The organism is Nitrobacter sp. MLSD-S21, from assembly GCF_058809865.1.
The window spans coordinates 688,855-705,808 of sequence record NZ_JBXASZ010000002.1; the positions used below are offsets into that span (position 1 = coordinate 688,855).

Consider the following 16,954-nt stretch of genomic DNA (forward strand, 5'->3'; position numbering starts at 1 on the left):
GCACCGTGGGGTGCATCACAGCGACCGGACGGACCACCCATCCGAACGGTAGCCAGGGCTACTGCCGCATGAGAATCAGCGGATCGGTGCTATCGGGAACCAGCCGCCACTGTGCGTTGTCGTCGGCCTGGAAGTGCCAGGTCTCGCCGCTCGCCGACATCAGAAGGATTTCACCGCGCTCGAGACGCCAGACCTCTGGCTTGAGGTTCGCGATCGCCTCATCGCATTTGGGTTTAAGGAATGCCTGGAAATTATCCGGTGGGACTTCGGTGTTCGTCAGCGTGATGCCGCAGATCGGCTTACCGTTGCCGCGGACGAACGTCCAGTCGCCAATCATCTGGTCCATCGATCTGGCGAGCGAACGGGCCTCGGCGAGATTTTGCAGGATGTAAATGCCTTCATTCTCCCGCCGGCCTTCGAGAATTCCGCTCTCGACTTCGGTGAAATCGACCACCGGCTCTCCGGTCGCGGTCTGCAAGCGCACGATATCGAGGCCCGCGACAGTCCAGGCCGCAATGTCCTTCGTAAACGGTAGCGACGCCGCACAGCCCGGCTCAAGATCGACCTTGAAACCCTGCGGCGACGTCTCGCCCCTGAGCGTCACCACGCAGGTTTTGCTGCGTTCGGTCGTGGACAACTCCCACTGCCCGATCATGTTTTTTTTCAAGGCGGATGCATCCTGCGCCGATGCGGCCGGTCCGTAGGCCATCAACATCGCCACAACGACAAGAACAGGTCTCCGCTTCCGCCACATTGGCGTGCTGCCGCCATCGATCTTGTCCAGGGAGACAGGCGCGGCCATCAGTTTTCCCTCCCGAGCGCGCTTTCGTGCCAGCGCCGCAACATCAGATGCGACACTGTCGCAAGGAACATATAAATGACAATGCCAGCCACAGAGAGCAACAATAACGCCGCGAACATGCGCGGAATGTTGAGCCGGTAGCCGGACTCCGCAATTCTGTAGGCCAGACCCGACCCGGCGCCGGCCGAACCCGCCGCGATTTCCGCAACCACCGCGCCGATCAACGACAAGCCGCCGGCAATACGTAAACCGCCGAGAATGTACGGCAGAGCCGCCGGCAGTTTGAGATAACGCAGCGTCTGCAGCCGCGATGCCCCGTAGAGTTGAAACAGGCCGACGAGACTGCGGTCGACCGAGTTCAGGCCGAGCGTGGTGTTTGACAGCACCGGAAAGAACGCGACGATCCAGGCACAAACGACGACCGCGGTCTGCTGCGGCAGGTAGATCAAAAGGAGCGGCGCAATCGCGATCACCGGCGTGACCTGCAGGACGATCGCATAGGGCAGGAAGGCCTGTTCCAGCCATTTCGATTGGTTGAACAGCAGCGCCAGCACGATCCCGCCTGCGGCGGCGGCGGCAAAGCCCTCCACCGTGGTCAGTAAGGTTGTCAGCAGCGAGTGCCACAGGACCGGCCAGTCTTCCACCAGCGTCGCCGCCACCAGCACTGGGCCAGGCAGCACATAGGGCGGAATCTCATAGGTATCCACGATCCAATGCCATACCAGGACGCCAGCCCCCAACACGATCACCGGCAACAGCACGCGTGCCACCGGCGTCCCCCGAGCGCTCTGTGATGGCTCATTGTCGGCCGGCGCCGATGGGTTGGATGCCGTCATCGGCGACGCGCTCCCTTGCCCATGGCCAGTGACAACGCAGCCGACACCTCACGGCAATACGCTCCGTATTCCGCCGAAGTTCTGAAGTTCTCGTCCCTCGGCTCGGGCGTGTCGATGCAGTACTCGGCGCTGATGCGGCCGGGACGCGGCGTCATCACCACGACGCGGCGCGCGAGATAGACCGACTCAAACACCGAATGCGTGACGAAGATGACGGTCTTGCGCAAATCGCGCCACAGCGCGAGCAGATCGTTGTTGAGGCGGAAGCGGGTGATCTCGTCGAGCGCCGCGAAAGGTTCGTCCATCAACAGAACGTCCGGGTCAGTGACGAGGGCGCGGGCGAGTGATGCCCGCATCCTCATGCCGCCGGACAGTTCGCGCGGATAGGCGGCGGCGAACTCTGCAAGGCCCACCCGCGCCAGAGCAGCCTCGACGCAGCCGCCGATGTCGGCACGCGGACGGTGCGTCAGTTTCAGCGGCAGCGCCACGTTGTCGCGAACGCTGGCCCATGGCATGAGCGTCGGCTCCTGAAATACGAAGCCGATGGAGCGCCTGCCGCCGGCAACGCAAACCGTGCCGGAGGTTGGATCGCTCAATCCGGCGATGATCCGCAGCGCGGTCGATTTCCCACAGCCGGACGGCCCGAGCAGCGATACGAAATCGCCGCTGCGCACATTGAAATCGACAGGCCCCAGCGCCGCGACGCCGCGGTCATAGCGTTTCGTGACGCCCTTCAGGCTCACCGCGTCTCCCGCGCGCGGGCCTGTGCCGGCTGCGGACAACGCTGTTGCGTGCTCGATCATCGGCGACGGGTGCTATTTCTCGGGCTGCAAGTTTTTAGGCCGCAGATCGAGGCCGACGCCTTTGTTGACGAACTGCAGCGTGTAGGCCTTGCGGAAATCGATGTCCCGGCGTACCACGCCGGCCCGCACCATCATGTCGAAGAAGCTCGCATAGCGCGCGTCGTTCATGGCGCCGATGCCATCGCGCCGGGAGTCGCCCGAATCGACGATTCCATACTCCTTCATTCTCGCCACGGAATACGCCAAGAGGTCGTCGGTCATTTCTGGATTGAGCTTCTTGATCGTGGCATTGCCTGCGGCGTTGTCGCCGTAGAGGTAGGTATACCAGCCGACGATCGAGGCGTCGACGAAGCGCTGCACCAGATCCTGTTTGTTCTCCACCAGATCGCGGCGGGTTTCGATCAACGTCGAATATGGGTTGAATCCGGCGTCGGCGAGCAGAATCACGGTCGGCTTGAAGCCAGCCCGCTTCTCCACCGCATATGGCTCTGAGGTGACGTAGCCCTGCATCGCGCTTCGTTTATCGGCGAGAAAGGGCTGAGCGTTGAAGGTATAAGGTTTGACCTTCTCCGCACTGAATCCATGTTCTGATTTGAGCCACTGAAAATAGCTGGCGATGCCTTCCTTTGACACAAACAAGGTGAGTGGCTTCAGATCGTCGATTTTTGTCACCTTCGATTCCGGGTGCGCGAGAAAGACCTGCGGATCTTTCTGGAACATCGCAGCGACCGCCACGACGGGCACGTTATTGGCAACCGCATCGAACGACTGCATGGTGTTCGCGGTCATGAAGAAGTCGAGCTTGCCGGCAATCAGGAGAACCCGGTTGTTCACATTAGGGCCACCCGGAACGATGGTCACGTCCAGACCGAATTTTTTGTAGGTGCCATCGGCCAGGGCTTGAAAGAAACCGCCGTGCTCGCCCTCGGCGACCCAGTTCGTGCCAAAGGAAACTTTGTCCAGCGCCGGTTCAGCCTTGGCCGATGGCATGATGCCAAGCGCAAGCACGATTGCGGCGGTTAGCGTTCGCAGCGAAACGGCAAGGCTCATCCTTCGGCTCCTCGATCTTTATGGCCCATGACAGGAATCGACCGGCACCGGCGCGCCCGCTGGTCGGCCCACGGTCTTGATCGGACACATCAACTTAGAGCCTTTCGGTTTCTGAAGAAACAGAAGCAGGCTTTATGGTTTGGATTTGAACGCGTGTTTTCACGCGAAACGGTGTCCACGTTGCTCGAAACGCTATAATCTGCGTTCCCGTTCAATGAAACGCTGCGCGAGATGATCCGGACGCCCCCCTTCGACTGGTTGACCATCCATTGGCCCGGCGTTGCACCCGAGAACGCCGCAAACTGGATCGCGGTGCTGCCCCTGGCCGCAACCGAGCAGCACGGGCCACATCTGCCGCTTACGACCGACGTGCTGATCGCAGACGCCTATATTGCAAAGGTCCGCGAATTGCTGCCACAGGATACACCCGCGACCTTTCTGCCAGTGCAGCCCGTCGGCATTTCTACTGAGCACATGGATTTTCCGGGCACCCAGACGCTGACCGGCGAGGCAGCGCTCAGGGCCTGGACCACGCTCGGCGAGGAGGCGGCGCGGCGCGGAATCAGAAAGATCGTGATGGTGTCCAGTCATGGCGGCAACAGCGCCGCGATGACGATGGTGGCGCAGGACTTGCGCGCGCGACATCGTATGCTCGCGGTCACCACCGCATGGTCACGCTTCGGCGTACCGGATGGCCTGTTTGATGCGGAGGAGTTGCGCCACGGCATTCACGGCGGCGCGGTCGAAACCTCGATCATGCTGGCGCGCTATCCCGCCGAGGTCCGTCGCGACAGCATCGCCGACTTCCGCCCCGCGAGCATCGCGATTGAGAAGACCTATCGCTGGCTCGGCACGCAGCGGCCCGCGCCGTTTGCCTGGCAGACGCAGGACCTTCACCCGAGTGGCGCGGTGGGTGATGCGACGCAGGCCTCCGCGAAGAAAGGCGAGCGGCTGCTCGAACATGGCGCACGCGCTTTCTGCGAATTGCTGGCCGACATGGCGAGGTTCGATCCGGCACAGCTCAAAGCTGGCCCGCGCGATCCGACGTGACTTGCTCACGCCTATAATAACCTCGGCCTGGCCTTCACGTCATCGCAGTGCCTCCTAGAGGGCTGGGTCGCACCGGTGTCATCAGGAGATGGGATGTATCGTCATGCTTTGTTGCATATTTGCTATTGCAAATTAGTTGCAATAATAACCGGGAATAATTTTAACTGGACCTGGTCCGCAGACGGATCGAAGGCAGAATGGCGGTATCAAATTGGTCGCGGATCGGCCATCGCCTTGCCACCCGAGGAGACCTGTGGCGCATTACGGTCGAAATGGGGCGCGGTCGAATGGGGCGACAATGACCACCACGGTGCCTTACCGGTCTGAGCAAACGGTCCAATGAATGCAGTCCGGCCGGTCCTGCTACGGCTTATGCTGGCCGGCGTGGTGCTGGGCACGCTGATCGGCACGGCCGGTGCCGCCGATGTCGGTGTATCCCGCCAACCGGCCAAAGCCATGGCCCAGCCGCTTGTCGACTGGACCGGTCTCTATTTTGGCGCCCATGCTGGATTCGGCGGCGGCCGATCGGCCGCCGCAATCTCGGACCCCGCACGGGTCACTGGCCGCAACGATTTCGGCGGGCTGATCGGCGGCGTTCAGGGCGGCTACAACCTCTGGCTCCCCTCGGGACTACTGCTCGGCACCGAAGCCGACATCTCATTTCCGAGCTACATCGAATCAAATTCGATTGTCTCAAAGCTCGCGACAGCGCGCTCCGACGTCACGCACCAGTGGGACTTCATCGGATCGGCACGCGGCCGGATCGGCTACGCCACGGGTCCGTGGCTTGCCTATACCACCGGCGGCTTTGCCTTTGCCGGTGAGCGTTATCTGAACGATCTGCCGTCGGGCGATCGGGAGAAAACACTGGGCGCCCGTTATGGCTGGACCGCTGGCGCGGGGCTTGAATACGCTTTCGCGCCGCACTGGAGCGCAAGGCTTGAATATCTTTACTACCGATTCGACGGAACAAGCGTTCAGTTTCCGTCGGCTGCGCAATACACCGCGACCATGGATTTTCAGTCGGTCCGCGTCGGCCTAAACCGCAAGCTCGATCTAAACCCGGCCAGCGCCAACCTTTCGGCGGCCTCACTCACCGATCCCGAATCGGATCGCTGGGAAATTCACGGCCAGACCACTTACCTCGGCCAAGGTTATCCATCTTTCGCCGCGCCCTACAGCGGCAGCAACAGCCTGACGCCTGCCTCCCAATATAAGGCGACCTGGAGCAACAGCCTGTTTCTGAACGCGCGGCTATGGGACGGCGGCGAAGTCTATTATAACCCCGAGCTGCTTCAGGGTTTTGGCTTCAACGACACTGTTGGCATAGCGGGTTTTACAAACGGCGAGGCGCAAAGGTCCAACTTTCCTTATCCGCACTACAACACCACTCGGCTGTTCGCACGCCAGACCTTCGGCCTCGGTGGCGAGCAGGAAGAGCTGGACAACGGACCAACCCAATTGTCGGACAAGGCCGATATCTCGCGGCTGACGCTGCAAGCCGGCAAGTTCGCTGTTCTCGACGTGTTCGACGGCAACGACTTCGCCAAGGACACCCGCAAGGACTTCATGAACTGGGCGCTGTGGGCGCCGGGCGCCTTCGACTACTCCGCAGACAAGGTTGGCCTGAGCTACGGCGCCACCGCCGAACTCAATCAGAAACAATGGGCGCTCCGCGGCGGCTATTTTCTGATGGTTTCTGAATCGAACTCCAACAGCTTCGATTCAAACCTGTTTCAGCGCGGCGAGTATCTGCTGGAACTGGAGACGCGCTATTCGCTGCTGGGCCAGCCGGGCAAGCTCCGCGCCATCGGCTGGCTCAACAGCGCCTATATGGGCAGCTATCGTGACACGCTGAACAACCCCGCGTTCAATCTCAATATCGCGCTGACTCGTACCGGGCGTATCAAGTACGGGTACGTCTTCAGCGTCGAGCAGGTCGTCACTGACGACGTCGGGCTATTCGGACGCTGGAGCTGGAATGACGGCAAGACCGAGATCATGGCGTTCACCGACATCGACGCCAGCCTCTCGCTGGGAACCTCGATCAAGGGCACACGATGGGGCCGGCCGGACGACGTGATCGGCATCGGCGGCGCGATCAACGGTCTGTCACGGGATCATCGCGACTTCCTCGCAGCCGGCGGCCTTGGCATTCTCATCGGCGACGGCCAGCTCAATTACAGCCGCGAGCGCATATTGGAAACGTACTATGCCTATGCGCTGAACAAATGGTTCACGCTGACCGCCGACTATCAGCTTGTTACGAACCCCGCCTACAACGCCGACCGCGGCCCCGTGCATGTATTCTCCGGGCGGCTGCACGGCGAGTTTTGAAAATAGTTTCTTTCGGGAGCTATCGGGTTTTTCACCTTACGACCCTTGCTTCGCTCCCTCCGCGAGGCGGGTTTCCGGCATGAGGGCCCAGACCACAAGCAAGCCCAATGACGCGACAGCGGCCAATTGCAGAAACGCGATGCCATGTCCGAAATGATCGCTCACGTAGCCGCCAACCATGTTGCTGAGCGACGCGCCTATTCCGGTGGCCGTGCCGATGATGCCCTGCGCAAGGTTGAAGTGACCTGAACCGAAGGCAACATCGGCGACAATGAGGGGAATCATGACGCCGAAAACCGCAGCCGTGATGCCATCCAGCACCTGCACAGCGACCAGCAGCGACGGATCGTGGATCGTCGCAAACAACGTTCCGCGAGCGGCCAGCGCGGCGAAGGCAATCATGAGTAGCGGGCGGCGTCCCCATACCTGCGCCTTGCGGCCGACGGAAGGTGATATCAGAGCGACGATCGCTTGCGGAACGATGATGCAGAGCGCAATCAGCATCGGCGCACCCTGACTCGAGCGTGCGGTCACGATACCCGCCGTCAGGGGCAGCATGGCCGCATTGGCAAACTGAAGCAGGAAAACCACGCAGGCAAAAACGACCAGCGGCCGCTGATGCAGAAGATGCACGATGCTGGTCGCATCGGGATCCGGCTTCGCGCGCGCAATGGCACCATGGGCCTGTTCCGGATCGATCTCCCGATCGCGGATTCGCGCCAGCGAAAGCAGCGTCGCGATCACAAACACGAAACTCACCACGAACACGGCGCGGCTCGATAGCAGGTATCCGACGACACCCATCACCCCCGCAGCCACGCCATTGCCAAGCGATGCGTAGCGCGCGTTGCGTCCGAGTCTCTCGCCGATCGCTTCCGGTCCCACAAGTCCGAGGCTGATGGCGGCTATCGCAGGCCCAAGCACGCAACTCGCCGCGGCATGCAGGATCGCCGCTAGCGCGATTACCGGAAAGATCGGCCACGCCGCGTAGGCGAGCGCGCTGAGACCGATCGTGGCGACAGCAAGCCCTGCGACCAGACGCTCCGAGCGGGCCGCATCGATGACGGCACCACCCGGCATCTGACCGATCAGCCCGATGATCCCGCCGATCGACAGGATCAGTCCGATCTCGGATTGCGTCCACTTCTGCGTGGTGAGATAGACCGCGACGAAGGGACCGAATCCGGTCTGCACGTCTGCAAGGAAGAAGATGAACCAGTCGAGGCCGCGCTGGCTTTGCGCCGAGGGATGATGGCCCCGCGCGCTTGCCACCGGCGACGGACTCACGTCCTCTGCGCCCGCCCGCCGCGGGCGCGCACTATCCGGATCGGCCGATCGACGGGCCCCTCGCGCAAAACAGATCGGATATCCTCCTGATCAAGGACCGATATTGAGGGGCTGCAGCGTTCCCGACGCGCCCAGCACCACAACCGACGCGCCTTCCTTGTATTCCGGCGCCGCCCTCACCTGGTCCTGCGTCAGTTCGAGGCTAATGCTGTCGCTCTTGCCCTTAACCCCGCCAAAGTGGAGCGCGTTCCAGTCGACCACGATCTTCCGGCTGCCGACCCCGAGGAAGCCGCCAAAATCAATTACGGCGGCGCGAACCACGCCTGCCCGATCCACGATCACCTCGACGATCCGCCCCATGTTCTGACCGCCCGTGCTCCGCACGTCGCGTCCCAGCACGCCATGGGCATCGGCGGGACTGATCACGGTGATCGATGGCGGCGCTGTTGTCTCGCCCGAGGGTTTTGCAGCGGCCGGCGGGTTGGCGGGGGCGGGATTCGCCGGCGGCGAACCGGTGTCGTCGGCCATCGCATTTGGGACAGCGCAGATCAGGGCGGCAGCCATCAAAACAACGACGCTCGTCGGGACATTTCGAGACATGAATCCTCGCTGTCAAAACCCGCGATGCCTACGTACGCGGTCAATTCCTTGCGACCGTCCGTCCTAGCGCGTCATCACGATCGACACCTGAATGTGGCCTCGCGTCCGCAATACTTCGAGCGACACGTCCTCATCATGACGGCGCAGACGCAGATCAACACTGGATTCGCCGAGATGCAGCCCACGCAGGATCACCTCGTTTAGGAATGCGGGAAGCCGCGGGTTGCGCAGCCTTATCTCGTTCCTTGCAGCATCGAACTCCAGACCCAGCGCGGCTTCCAGCAGCGTGAAAGGCGTGGCGCTCGCCCACGCCTGCGGCAAACAGGCGACGGGATAGAGCGTAGGCCCACGCCGCGGCTCACGCCGGAAGCCGCAGAACAGTTCCGGCAGCCGCCGCAAATCCATATAGGAAGCCGCATCAAACAGGCCCTTGAAAACGTGCTCAACCGAGTGCTTGAGACCATATCGCGCGAGCCCGAGCGCTATCAGCGCGTTGTCGTGCGGCCAGATCGAGCCATTGTGATAGGACATCGGATTGTAACGCGCTTCCCCGATAGAAACGGTACGAATTCCCCATCCGGTGAAAAACGCCGGCCGCATCAGATCGGCGGCGACCATCCGCGCCCGGTCTTCCTGGACGATACCGGTGAACAGCAATTGTCCGGCGTTCGACGTCCGCACTTTGCAGGGGCGTTTCTTCCCATCGAGCGCCAGCGCGTAGGTGCGCAAATCCGGCAACCAGAATGCCTCCTCGAACCGGGCCGCCAAACGATCGGCCGCGCGCTCCAGTTCACGGGCGCGGTCGGTGAGACCGAGAGCACGCGCGCATCGCGCCGCCGATCGCTTGGCGGCGAAGACATAACCCTGCACCTCCGCCAGTGCGATATTGCCCTCAGCAAGCGTGCCGTCGGCATGAAAGATCGCGTCGAATGAATCCTTCCAGCCCTGATTGGCGAGCCCCTGTTCGGACGCGCACCGGTACTCAACGAATCCGTCGCCATCCGGATCGCCGGGGCCGTCAATCCAGCCCAGCGCAGCCTCGATCGCCGGCCACAACTCATCCAGGATGGATTCGTCGCCCGTGCGTTCGACGTAAAGCCCCGCTAACAGCACGAACAGCGGCGTCGAATCGACACTGCCGTAGTATCGCTCGAACGGTACCTCACGCAACGCGGCCATTTCTCCGCCGCGCATTTCGTGAAGAATCTTTCCCGGCTCCGCGTCCGCGAGGGGATCGACGGCCTGTGCCTGAAACGCCGCGAGCCTTCTGAGAACGCCGCGTGCGATGCCGGGGTCAATCCACAACATCTGCAACGCCGTTATCAGTCCGTCCCGCCCAAACGTCGTCGAGTACCAGGGGATCCCGGCATAGGGATAGCGGCCGTGCGGCGTCTGCGTCATCAGGATATTCAGATCGGCCATCGACTGGCACAGCACCTCGTTGAAGATGTTGTTCGAGGTTTCGATATTTGTCGCACCCGACCATGCGCGTCGCATTTCACGGCGATGCGCCAGCAATCCCCGAAAGAACGGACCGGGCACCTCCGTTGCCGGCGTGTTGCAGGACACGGTAAGGAATATGGCGGTGGACTGCTGCGGCGGCAGATCGAGGTGATAGATCGCACTATTGACGGCAAGGCGCGTCGGCCGCGGATCGAAATGCAGGCGCGAGGTCCGAACGATATCATCGAGACCGACGTAGGACAGAACGACGGTGGCGGGACCGGACAGTTCGCCGCTGCCGACGCCGCGGCGCGCACGTCGTTCGCCGCGCACCTCGAACAGATCAGCGAAATCGTTGTCGAACAGCAGGGAGAGATCGAAGCTCGCGGTCTGCTCGCCATGGTTCTGAATGCCGATCCTCTGATACGCGATCCCGCGCCAGAGAAAGATCGTGCGCACGATATGTATCGTATCCTTGCGGAATACGAGCCGGTCGCCGTCGTAGATATCCGGATTGGTCAGATCGACCGTCAGGCCGGAATTATCGTTGCGCAGATTGGAGCCAAGCAGCAGCGGCTGCATGTCGTTGAGAACCAACTCCAGCCGGGCAAGATAGCGCGTGTCGGTATTGAAAAGCCCGTCGGGTCCCCCCGCGGAAGCTCCGATATCGCCGTGGCTATCCAGCACAACGAACGTATCATCGTGCTTCAACGTGCGGCGCGGACGGGCGGAGGGCCCGGTCATCGGAATATAGAACGGCGATTCCACCGCTAGAATATCGGACAACGGCGTGATCGTGATCTGAGCCGCGCGTTTTGTTGCCATCACCTGCCCCTTGCCGAATTCCTGATCGTGCGGCGCCGGCCAGCGCCCGGCGCTTGACAACGATCAGGACTTTAAGCCGCGTGAACAGAGAGGCGGCTCATCTCCTTGGCGACGAGATTCCGATAGTGTCCGTCTTTGCGCATCAGACAAGCAGGTTGGCCGTCTTCGATGATCTTGCCGTTCTTGAGCACGACCACGCGATCGAAATTGCGCAAGGTCGAAAGCCGGTGCGCGATCGCGATCACTGTGCGGCCTCGCATCAAATGGACGAGCGCCTCGCGGATCGCCTCTTCGGATTCACTGTCCAACGCCGAGGTCGCCTCGTCAAGCAGCAAGATCGGCGCATCCTTGAGGAACGCGCGCGCGATGGCGATGCGCTGACGCTGGCCGCCAGACAGTTTTACGCCGCGATCGCCGACCATAGTCGCCAGCCCTTCGGGTAGGGTTTCGACGAAATCGCAACGCGCCGCGATGGCCGCGCGCAGCACCTCGTCGTCGGTTGCGGTCGGACGGCCGTAGCGGATGTTCTCCAGAATGGATCTGTGAAACAGTGAAATATCCTGCGGCACCACAGATATGGCTGCGCGCAGGCTCTGCTGCGTAACTCGCGAGATATCCTGATCGTCGATCGTTACGCTTCCGCGCTCAGGATCGTAGAACCGCTGCAACAGGACGAACAGCGTCGACTTGCCGCCGCCGGATTCTCCAACCAATCCGACGCGTTGCCCCGGCTGAATCCTAAGGTTGAACCGCCTGAAAACGGATGGACTACCGGGGTAACGAAACGAAACGTTGTTGAACCCGATAGCCGCACCGCTTTTCTGCAACGGCTCCGCTTCCGGGTGATCGGTCAATTCGTGCGGGATCAGCAGCGTCGCGACCGCTTCAGACAGGCGCGCGATATGCTGGGTGATATCCACGAGGGCGACCGCCAAATCGCGGGTCGCATGCAGAATCGACAGGCCGAGCGTGCAGACAAGAACGACATCGCCGGTGGTGGCACCGCCGCGCTGCCACAGCGTGATGGCCCAGGCCAGCAGCGAAATGGTCAGCACGACGGTGATGGCGGCGTGGGTGACCCTGAGTTTCTCGAGATAGCGAAGACTTCGTCCGCGCGCGCTCAGCTCGCGGCCGACGGTCGCATCGAAACGATCATGCTCGTGATCAATCCCGCAAAAAGCCCTGACCAGCGGCATGTTGTTGACGACATCGACCATCTCGCCATCAACCGCCGCGGCCTTGTTGGCGAAATCGTCATGCAAGGGTTTGCCCGCCGCCGCCATTTTGAACATCGCGACGACCATGATGCCCGCCATGATCATCAGCCCGCCCGCCATCGGCAGACTGACGGTTCCAATCAGCGCAATCGCGGCGATGGTCGCGATGCAGGGCGGCAACACATTCCAGGCGAGCATATTTTCGACGGTAAACACGGCGTTCGAGGTCGCTGTGATCCGGCTTGTTAGCATCCCCGGCATCCGATTGGCGAAGTAACTCGGCGCATGACCCGTCAGGTGCTTGAAGATATCGCGGCGCAAGTCGCCGGTGACGCCAACAAAAGTGAAACTCGCGACCCAACTCGCCACGCGCCAGAGAAAATTGTCGGCGGCGATCAGCGACACAAGAAAGATAAACGCCAGCCATACCGCCCCGCTATGCGCTGGCCCGTGCGCCAGCGCATCGACCAGCGATTTGACGCCGTATTGCGTCCCCACTGAACACACCACCGCAGCCACGACGCACAAAAGGATCCCAATGTGCGACGCTGACCGCCGGCGGCAATAACCCATCACGAATGCAAAGGGCCGACTGGCGTATCCCGAGAAATCGTCCATGCATTCCTACCGAGCTGCGTTGAAAGTTCACCAGAGGTCGTCTGCTCGGGATCCTGTTCGACAATGCCGCACAAGACCCTCAGAAAAGCCGTCAATGCGCAGAAACTTCGTTGCAAAGCCTGCATAGGCTGTTTGCAAGGCAGTGATGGCATCACCAAGACGACAATGTGGAAGAAGTTGCGCAGAAGATAGGAACCTCTCAAATCCGAGAACGTTCCTGAATCCCGATAAACCCCGATGCCTCCACCCGCTGACCGGAAGTGACATGAACAAATCACAGGAGACTGCTAGATGCGCATCGCGCAGGTTGCCCCGCTAACGGAAGCCGTTCCCCCGAAATTATATGGCGGCACCGAACGTGTGGTGCACTGGTTGACGGAGGAACTTGTCGCGTTGGGCCACGACGTAACTCTTTTCGCCAGCGGCGATTCTCTCACCTCGGCTCGTCTGGATGCGACCTGGCCGAGAGCCTTGCGGCTGGATGGTGCCGTGCGCGATCCGAACGCCCTGCATATGGTGATGCTAGAACGGGTCCGCCGGAAATGCGACGATGGAGAGTTCGACTTTCTCCACTTTCACCTCGACTACTATCCCTTCTCCCTGTTTTCGAGGCAACCGACGCCCTTTCTCACGACGCTGCATGGCCGCCTCGATCTTCCAGAGCTCCAGCCTGTATTCAACGAGTTTTCATCAATTCCCTTGATTTCAATCTCCAACGCACAACGCCGCCCGGCGCCCCAGGCCCGCTGGCTCCGTACTGTTTACCACGGTCTTCCGGAGAAACTGCTGACACCCCGCCCCGGCCAACCGAGCTATCTTGCCGTGCTCGGCCGCATCGCTCCGGAGAAAGGCGTAGACCGTGCAATCAGGATCGCGATTCGATGCGGCATCCCGCTCAAGATCGCCGCAAAGGTCGATCGCGCGGACCAGGATTATTACGATGAATGCATCCGACCGATGATGGATCATCCGCTGGTGGAATTTATTGGCGAGATCAGCGACCATGAAAAGCCGGACTTCCTCAGCGGCGCCATCGGGCTGCTGGTGCCGATTGCCTGGCCTGAACCTTTCGGTCTGGTTATGATCGAGGCGATGGCGTGCGGTACGCCCGTTATTGCCTACAATCGCGGCTCCGTCGCCGAAATCATTTCGGACGGGCGAACGGGCTTTATTGTCGAGGACGAGATCAGCGCGGTTGCCGCCGTCCACGGCCTGGCAACGCTCGATCGCGCGGCCATCCGGGCGGAGTTCGAGGCACGCTTTACGGCGCGGCGTATGGCGCTGGATTATCTGGACGCCTATCGCAGCCTGATCGAGGCTACGACGCCGAGGATCAAGCTGGTTAGCAACGCCAACTAAGACCCTTGCGACGTGACTGATGGCATGGCGGTACACAGCGATCACCGCGCCATCGCCCAGGATTCATTTGGCGGTCTGAACCGGCGGTTTAGCAGGCAGATGAGCACGAACGGCCTGAGCATCGTTCGTGCTCGTCTTCGCGAGAGAACCGAAGAGAGCGTTTTTGAGGTCCTGCACGCCGGTTGAAATTCTCGACCAGTTGCAGGCTGACAAAATATCGTCCCCACAATGAGGAGCCGCCTTCGGGCGCGGGCGCGGAAGCACGGCGAGGCGCTTTACAGGCGTTTTCGGCGCCGGCGCCAGCCTGATATTGACCGGGTCTGCTTTGTCGCTAGCCACGGGCGTGGCATTGGCCTGCTCGGCCTGTTGCCGCTTCTGGAAAAACGCCGCCGCGATGATGCTGCGCCGCTGATCCTTGAGAAAAGCAGCATATTGCTCATCGATGTGCCTTTGCTCTTCCGTCGTCGGGTTCGGCCCCGCAATGTCGAAATGCCGGTTCTGCATGAAGTCGTAATAAGTGTAGCCTCCGCCGGGCTTCCGCCGGCCGGCGAATCGGGCCTCGCATGCCGTGAGCCGTCTGCCCTTTTCCTCGGACGAGGTCGCATTCTTTTCGGCGCCCGCCGCGCAATCCTCGAAGTCAACCGGCGCGCGCGACCACCACCCCGCATGGGCATCGACGGAGACCAGCGCCATGGCGGAGACAATTGCAAAACCGGCCAGAAGTCTTCTCGCGCCAGCCACCGCCAACAACCTCATCCATCGCTTTCCCGATCGAACGATTCTCGGGAAAAATCGCTGTCTTGTCAGCCCGGATTGAGGTTTATCCCGCTTTTGATTTTCGGTGGCCGTGGGAAAGCGACAGTTCCAAGGGTCGACGGCTTTCCGCTTCTAGGCTAAAGGAGGCTCCCTCATGCCGCAAAATACACGCAGGCGAGTGTCCGACCGACGCCGCCGAATCAGACCAGCGCCAGTTTGCGGTCGATGACAAGCAGAACCCGGTCAAGTTCGTGACCGCGCCGCAGAACAAGACCACTTGCTGAGATCACGCTATAGGCGCCTTGTTTGCGCGCCAGCCGCGGATCTTTCTCGATACGATAAATCGGAACCTCAGAGGCACGGCGGAAGACCGAGAACACTGCGCGGTCCTTGAAGAAGTCAATGGCATAATCGCACCAATCGCCGTCGGCGACCATCCGTCCATATAGATTGAGGATTCGATTGAGTTCGAGACGGTTGAACGTCACTCTGATTGGAACGGGAACAACGGCGGGGGCGCGTTCCGTCGGGCGGCTTTCCCCTGGATCGAAATCGTCCGGCAGCGAACTCATCGGCACCTCCTGTCAAGGTTGATGACATCCTCGTCCCGGATGCGACTTGCCGCAAGAGGTCTCACCTCTTGTCTCGCAAGTGGCGCAGGATAGCTGGTTCCTGACGCAAGCGAATCAGAACACCCGCTATGACGGCCGCTAAACAAGAACGTTAGCCAAAATCATAATACAGCCCAAATTCCGTCAAGCAACCGCCCCGCTGAGCTGCGAAAAAACATGCTCTGCGATGGCCCGATTCTTTTGGGACCGGATCCTCAGCCCCCAGCCCCCCGGGATCATCAGGATCGGGCCTAATCGCAGAACTTGAGTTCCGACAATTGCGGACTGGCCAAAGCCGGTCCTTTTTCTTTTCAGAGCATCCCCGACTAGGAGGCGTGACGCGTTTATCACGCGGAGCCGGGACTCGGAAAATCAATGCAGCAAGGTGTAAGCCGCACCTAGCATCGCACCAGGCTTTTCGCGATTGCCGTCCTGAACATAGACGACCGCGGCATCGACGCCATTATAAGCGATATTCTCCATCGGCACCGCCCAGGTACCGGCCTCGCCCGTCCAGTCACCGACCTTGAGCCAGCTCCGAACGACGTTGTGGTAGATCACTTCGCGGCCGCTATTTTCTCCGCGCCCGATCGCAATCGGAACCGCCTTCGAAATCGCGCATATCCAGATTTCGCCGTGATCGGAGGGATGGTTGCCGTTGGCGGATGCGACCGACACATTGAGCTGACTACCCGACACCGACATTGAAACCGGCACCGACATTACATCCTGGTTTTTCCGCGTATCGCGGACCGACCTTTCGATGGCTTCGCGATCGCTGCCGATCACATGGGCCGATCCATTGACAATCACCTGCGGCGTGTAGACATCGCGGTCGCCGCGCATCTGCGAATAGGCTTTCTGGCGCGCCGTGAAGCGATTGTCTGCCAGCGTATCCTTCCAGCCGAGATAATCCCAGTAATCGATCGGCATACTCAGTGCTACGATCGAAGGATCCTTGGAAAGATCGCCAAGAATCTCGTCGGCGGCCGGGCATGAGGAGCAGCCCTGCGACGTGAACAGTTCGACCACGGCGCGCGGCTCCGCCAAAGCGGGACGACTGATCGCGACAAGCGCACAAACGCCGAGCGCTCCGGACAGTCGCGACAAAACACCACGAGACATCATCAACCACCAAGACAGCGGCACGAAATGTGCCGGCGGCATGAAGGAAAAGCACGCCTCCACATGCGAGAAGCCGGCATTTTGATAGGCTGCCCCTGGCTTGCCCGCCACTCAATTCGCGGTGAAGGCATCATGCATGAGTGCACCGATTTGACATCGTCGCCCCGGCGATCACGATTTCCGGATGCGAAGGTCAAATGTAAATTGTTTCCATTCCAGTTCACATCGCTGCAGA

General features: G+C 61.0%; 14 protein-coding genes. 3 read left to right on the forward strand and 11 right to left on the reverse strand.

The genetic code is table 11. The annotated features are described in order from the left end of the window. Positions 1-58 precede the first annotated feature (58 nt). From AC1RT6_RS09155 to AC1RT6_RS09170, 4 genes are read right to left on the reverse strand one after another with little or no spacing between them, the layout of a single operon-like run. Entirely contained in the window at positions 59-802 is a 744-nt protein-coding gene (locus AC1RT6_RS09155; protein WP_079445387.1) for an AprI/Inh family metalloprotease inhibitor, read from the reverse strand. Further along, positions 802-1,638: an ABC transporter permease gene (locus AC1RT6_RS09160; protein ID WP_079445386.1), complete on the reverse strand. Its 837-nt coding sequence runs from the start codon at positions 1,636-1,638 to the stop codon at positions 802-804. Before AC1RT6_RS09160 ends, AC1RT6_RS09155 begins: the two co-directional genes overlap by 1 nt. After that, complete coding sequence (locus AC1RT6_RS09165) at positions 1,635-2,441, reverse strand: ABC transporter ATP-binding protein (protein WP_079445385.1); 807 nt, start codon at positions 2,439-2,441, stop codon at positions 1,635-1,637. Before AC1RT6_RS09165 ends, AC1RT6_RS09160 begins: the two co-directional genes overlap by 4 nt. Before the next feature lie 12 nt (positions 2,442-2,453). Continuing rightward, on the reverse strand, positions 2,454-3,491 hold the full coding sequence (locus tag AC1RT6_RS09170) for an ABC transporter substrate-binding protein (protein ID WP_079445384.1): 1,038 nt from the start codon (positions 3,489-3,491) through the stop codon (positions 2,454-2,456). Between the two features lie 231 nt (positions 3,492-3,722). On the opposite strand from AC1RT6_RS09170, the gene AC1RT6_RS09175 reads away from it, so the two are divergent. Both AC1RT6_RS09175 and AC1RT6_RS09180 read left to right on the forward strand, forming a co-directional pair. Further along, positions 3,723-4,541: a creatininase family protein gene (locus AC1RT6_RS09175; protein WP_079445383.1), complete on the forward strand. Its 819-nt coding sequence runs from the start codon at positions 3,723-3,725 to the stop codon at positions 4,539-4,541. Between the two features lie 339 nt (positions 4,542-4,880). Further along, positions 4,881-6,878 (forward strand): carbohydrate porin, encoded by a 1,998-nt coding sequence (locus AC1RT6_RS09180; protein WP_079445382.1) that lies wholly within the window; start codon positions 4,881-4,883, stop codon positions 6,876-6,878. A 36-nt stretch (positions 6,879-6,914) separates the two neighbouring features. On the opposite strand, the gene AC1RT6_RS09185 is transcribed toward AC1RT6_RS09180, so the two are convergent. The 4 genes from AC1RT6_RS09185 to AC1RT6_RS09200 form a co-directional block, all read right to left on the reverse strand. Continuing rightward, positions 6,915-8,165: an MFS transporter gene (locus AC1RT6_RS09185; RefSeq protein WP_079445381.1), complete on the reverse strand. Its 1,251-nt coding sequence runs from the start codon at positions 8,163-8,165 to the stop codon at positions 6,915-6,917. 90 nt (positions 8,166-8,255) lie between these two features. Next, on the reverse strand, positions 8,256-8,765 hold the full coding sequence (locus tag AC1RT6_RS09190; RefSeq protein ID WP_079445380.1) for a PRC-barrel domain-containing protein: 510 nt from the start codon (positions 8,763-8,765) through the stop codon (positions 8,256-8,258). 63 nt (positions 8,766-8,828) lie between these two features. After that, positions 8,829-11,033: an amylo-alpha-1,6-glucosidase gene (locus tag AC1RT6_RS09195; RefSeq protein ID WP_079445407.1), complete on the reverse strand. Its 2,205-nt coding sequence runs from the start codon at positions 11,031-11,033 to the stop codon at positions 8,829-8,831. 71 nt (positions 11,034-11,104) lie between these two features. Further along, positions 11,105-12,868 (reverse strand): ABC transporter ATP-binding protein, encoded by a 1,764-nt coding sequence (locus tag AC1RT6_RS09200; RefSeq protein ID WP_472791177.1) that lies wholly within the window; start codon positions 12,866-12,868, stop codon positions 11,105-11,107. 291 nt (positions 12,869-13,159) lie between these two features. Between AC1RT6_RS09200 and AC1RT6_RS09205 the strand changes: the two genes are divergently transcribed. Then, positions 13,160-14,227 carry a glycosyltransferase family 4 protein gene (locus AC1RT6_RS09205; protein WP_079445378.1) on the forward strand — a complete coding sequence of 356 codons (1,068 nt, stop codon included), beginning with the start codon at positions 13,160-13,162 and terminating at the stop codon, positions 14,225-14,227. Between the two features lie 63 nt (positions 14,228-14,290). On the opposite strand, the gene AC1RT6_RS09210 is transcribed toward AC1RT6_RS09205, so the two are convergent. From AC1RT6_RS09210 to AC1RT6_RS09220, 3 genes are all read right to left on the reverse strand, one after another. Next, entirely contained in the window at positions 14,291-14,983 is a 693-nt protein-coding gene (locus AC1RT6_RS09210; RefSeq protein WP_244553377.1) for a hypothetical protein, read from the reverse strand. Positions 14,984-15,183: 200 nt separating this feature from the next. Further along, complete coding sequence (locus AC1RT6_RS09215; protein ID WP_079445377.1) at positions 15,184-15,555, reverse strand: DUF2794 domain-containing protein; 372 nt, start codon at positions 15,553-15,555, stop codon at positions 15,184-15,186. 411 nt (positions 15,556-15,966) lie between these two features. Continuing rightward, positions 15,967-16,722 carry a DUF1223 domain-containing protein gene (locus AC1RT6_RS09220; protein WP_079445405.1) on the reverse strand — a complete coding sequence of 252 codons (756 nt, stop codon included), beginning with the start codon at positions 16,720-16,722 and terminating at the stop codon, positions 15,967-15,969. Between the last annotated feature and the right edge of the window lie 232 nt (positions 16,723-16,954).

What these genes read in the sequence shown, in the direction of transcription:
- AC1RT6_RS09155 (WP_079445387.1), bottom strand. Translation starts at nt 802, where the DNA reads ATGGCCGCGCCTGTCTCCCTGGACAAGATCGATGGCGGCAGCACGCCA.
- AC1RT6_RS09160 (WP_079445386.1), bottom strand. Translation starts at nt 1,638, where the DNA reads ATGACGGCATCCAACCCATCGGCGCCGGCCGACAATGAGCCATCACAG.
- AC1RT6_RS09165 (WP_079445385.1), bottom strand. Translation starts at nt 2,441, where the DNA reads ATGATCGAGCACGCAACAGCGTTGTCCGCAGCCGGCACAGGCCCGCGC.
- AC1RT6_RS09170 (WP_079445384.1), bottom strand. Translation starts at nt 3,491, where the DNA reads ATGAGCCTTGCCGTTTCGCTGCGAACGCTAACCGCCGCAATCGTGCTT.
- AC1RT6_RS09175 (WP_079445383.1), top strand. Translation starts at nt 3,723, where the DNA reads ATGATCCGGACGCCCCCCTTCGACTGGTTGACCATCCATTGGCCCGGC.
- AC1RT6_RS09180 (WP_079445382.1), top strand. Translation starts at nt 4,881, where the DNA reads ATGAATGCAGTCCGGCCGGTCCTGCTACGGCTTATGCTGGCCGGCGTG.
- AC1RT6_RS09190 (WP_079445380.1), bottom strand. Translation starts at nt 8,765, where the DNA reads ATGTCTCGAAATGTCCCGACGAGCGTCGTTGTTTTGATGGCTGCCGCC.
- AC1RT6_RS09195 (WP_079445407.1), bottom strand. Translation starts at nt 11,033, where the DNA reads ATGGCAACAAAACGCGCGGCTCAGATCACGATCACGCCGTTGTCCGAT.
- AC1RT6_RS09200 (WP_472791177.1), bottom strand. Translation starts at nt 12,868, where the DNA reads ATGGACGATTTCTCGGGATACGCCAGTCGGCCCTTTGCATTCGTGATG.
- AC1RT6_RS09205 (WP_079445378.1), top strand. Translation starts at nt 13,160, where the DNA reads ATGCGCATCGCGCAGGTTGCCCCGCTAACGGAAGCCGTTCCCCCGAAA.
- AC1RT6_RS09210 (WP_244553377.1), bottom strand. Translation starts at nt 14,983, where the DNA reads ATGAGGTTGTTGGCGGTGGCTGGCGCGAGAAGACTTCTGGCCGGTTTT.
- AC1RT6_RS09215 (WP_079445377.1), bottom strand. Translation starts at nt 15,555, where the DNA reads ATGAGTTCGCTGCCGGACGATTTCGATCCAGGGGAAAGCCGCCCGACG.
- AC1RT6_RS09220 (WP_079445405.1), bottom strand. Translation starts at nt 16,722, where the DNA reads ATGATGTCTCGTGGTGTTTTGTCGCGACTGTCCGGAGCGCTCGGCGTT.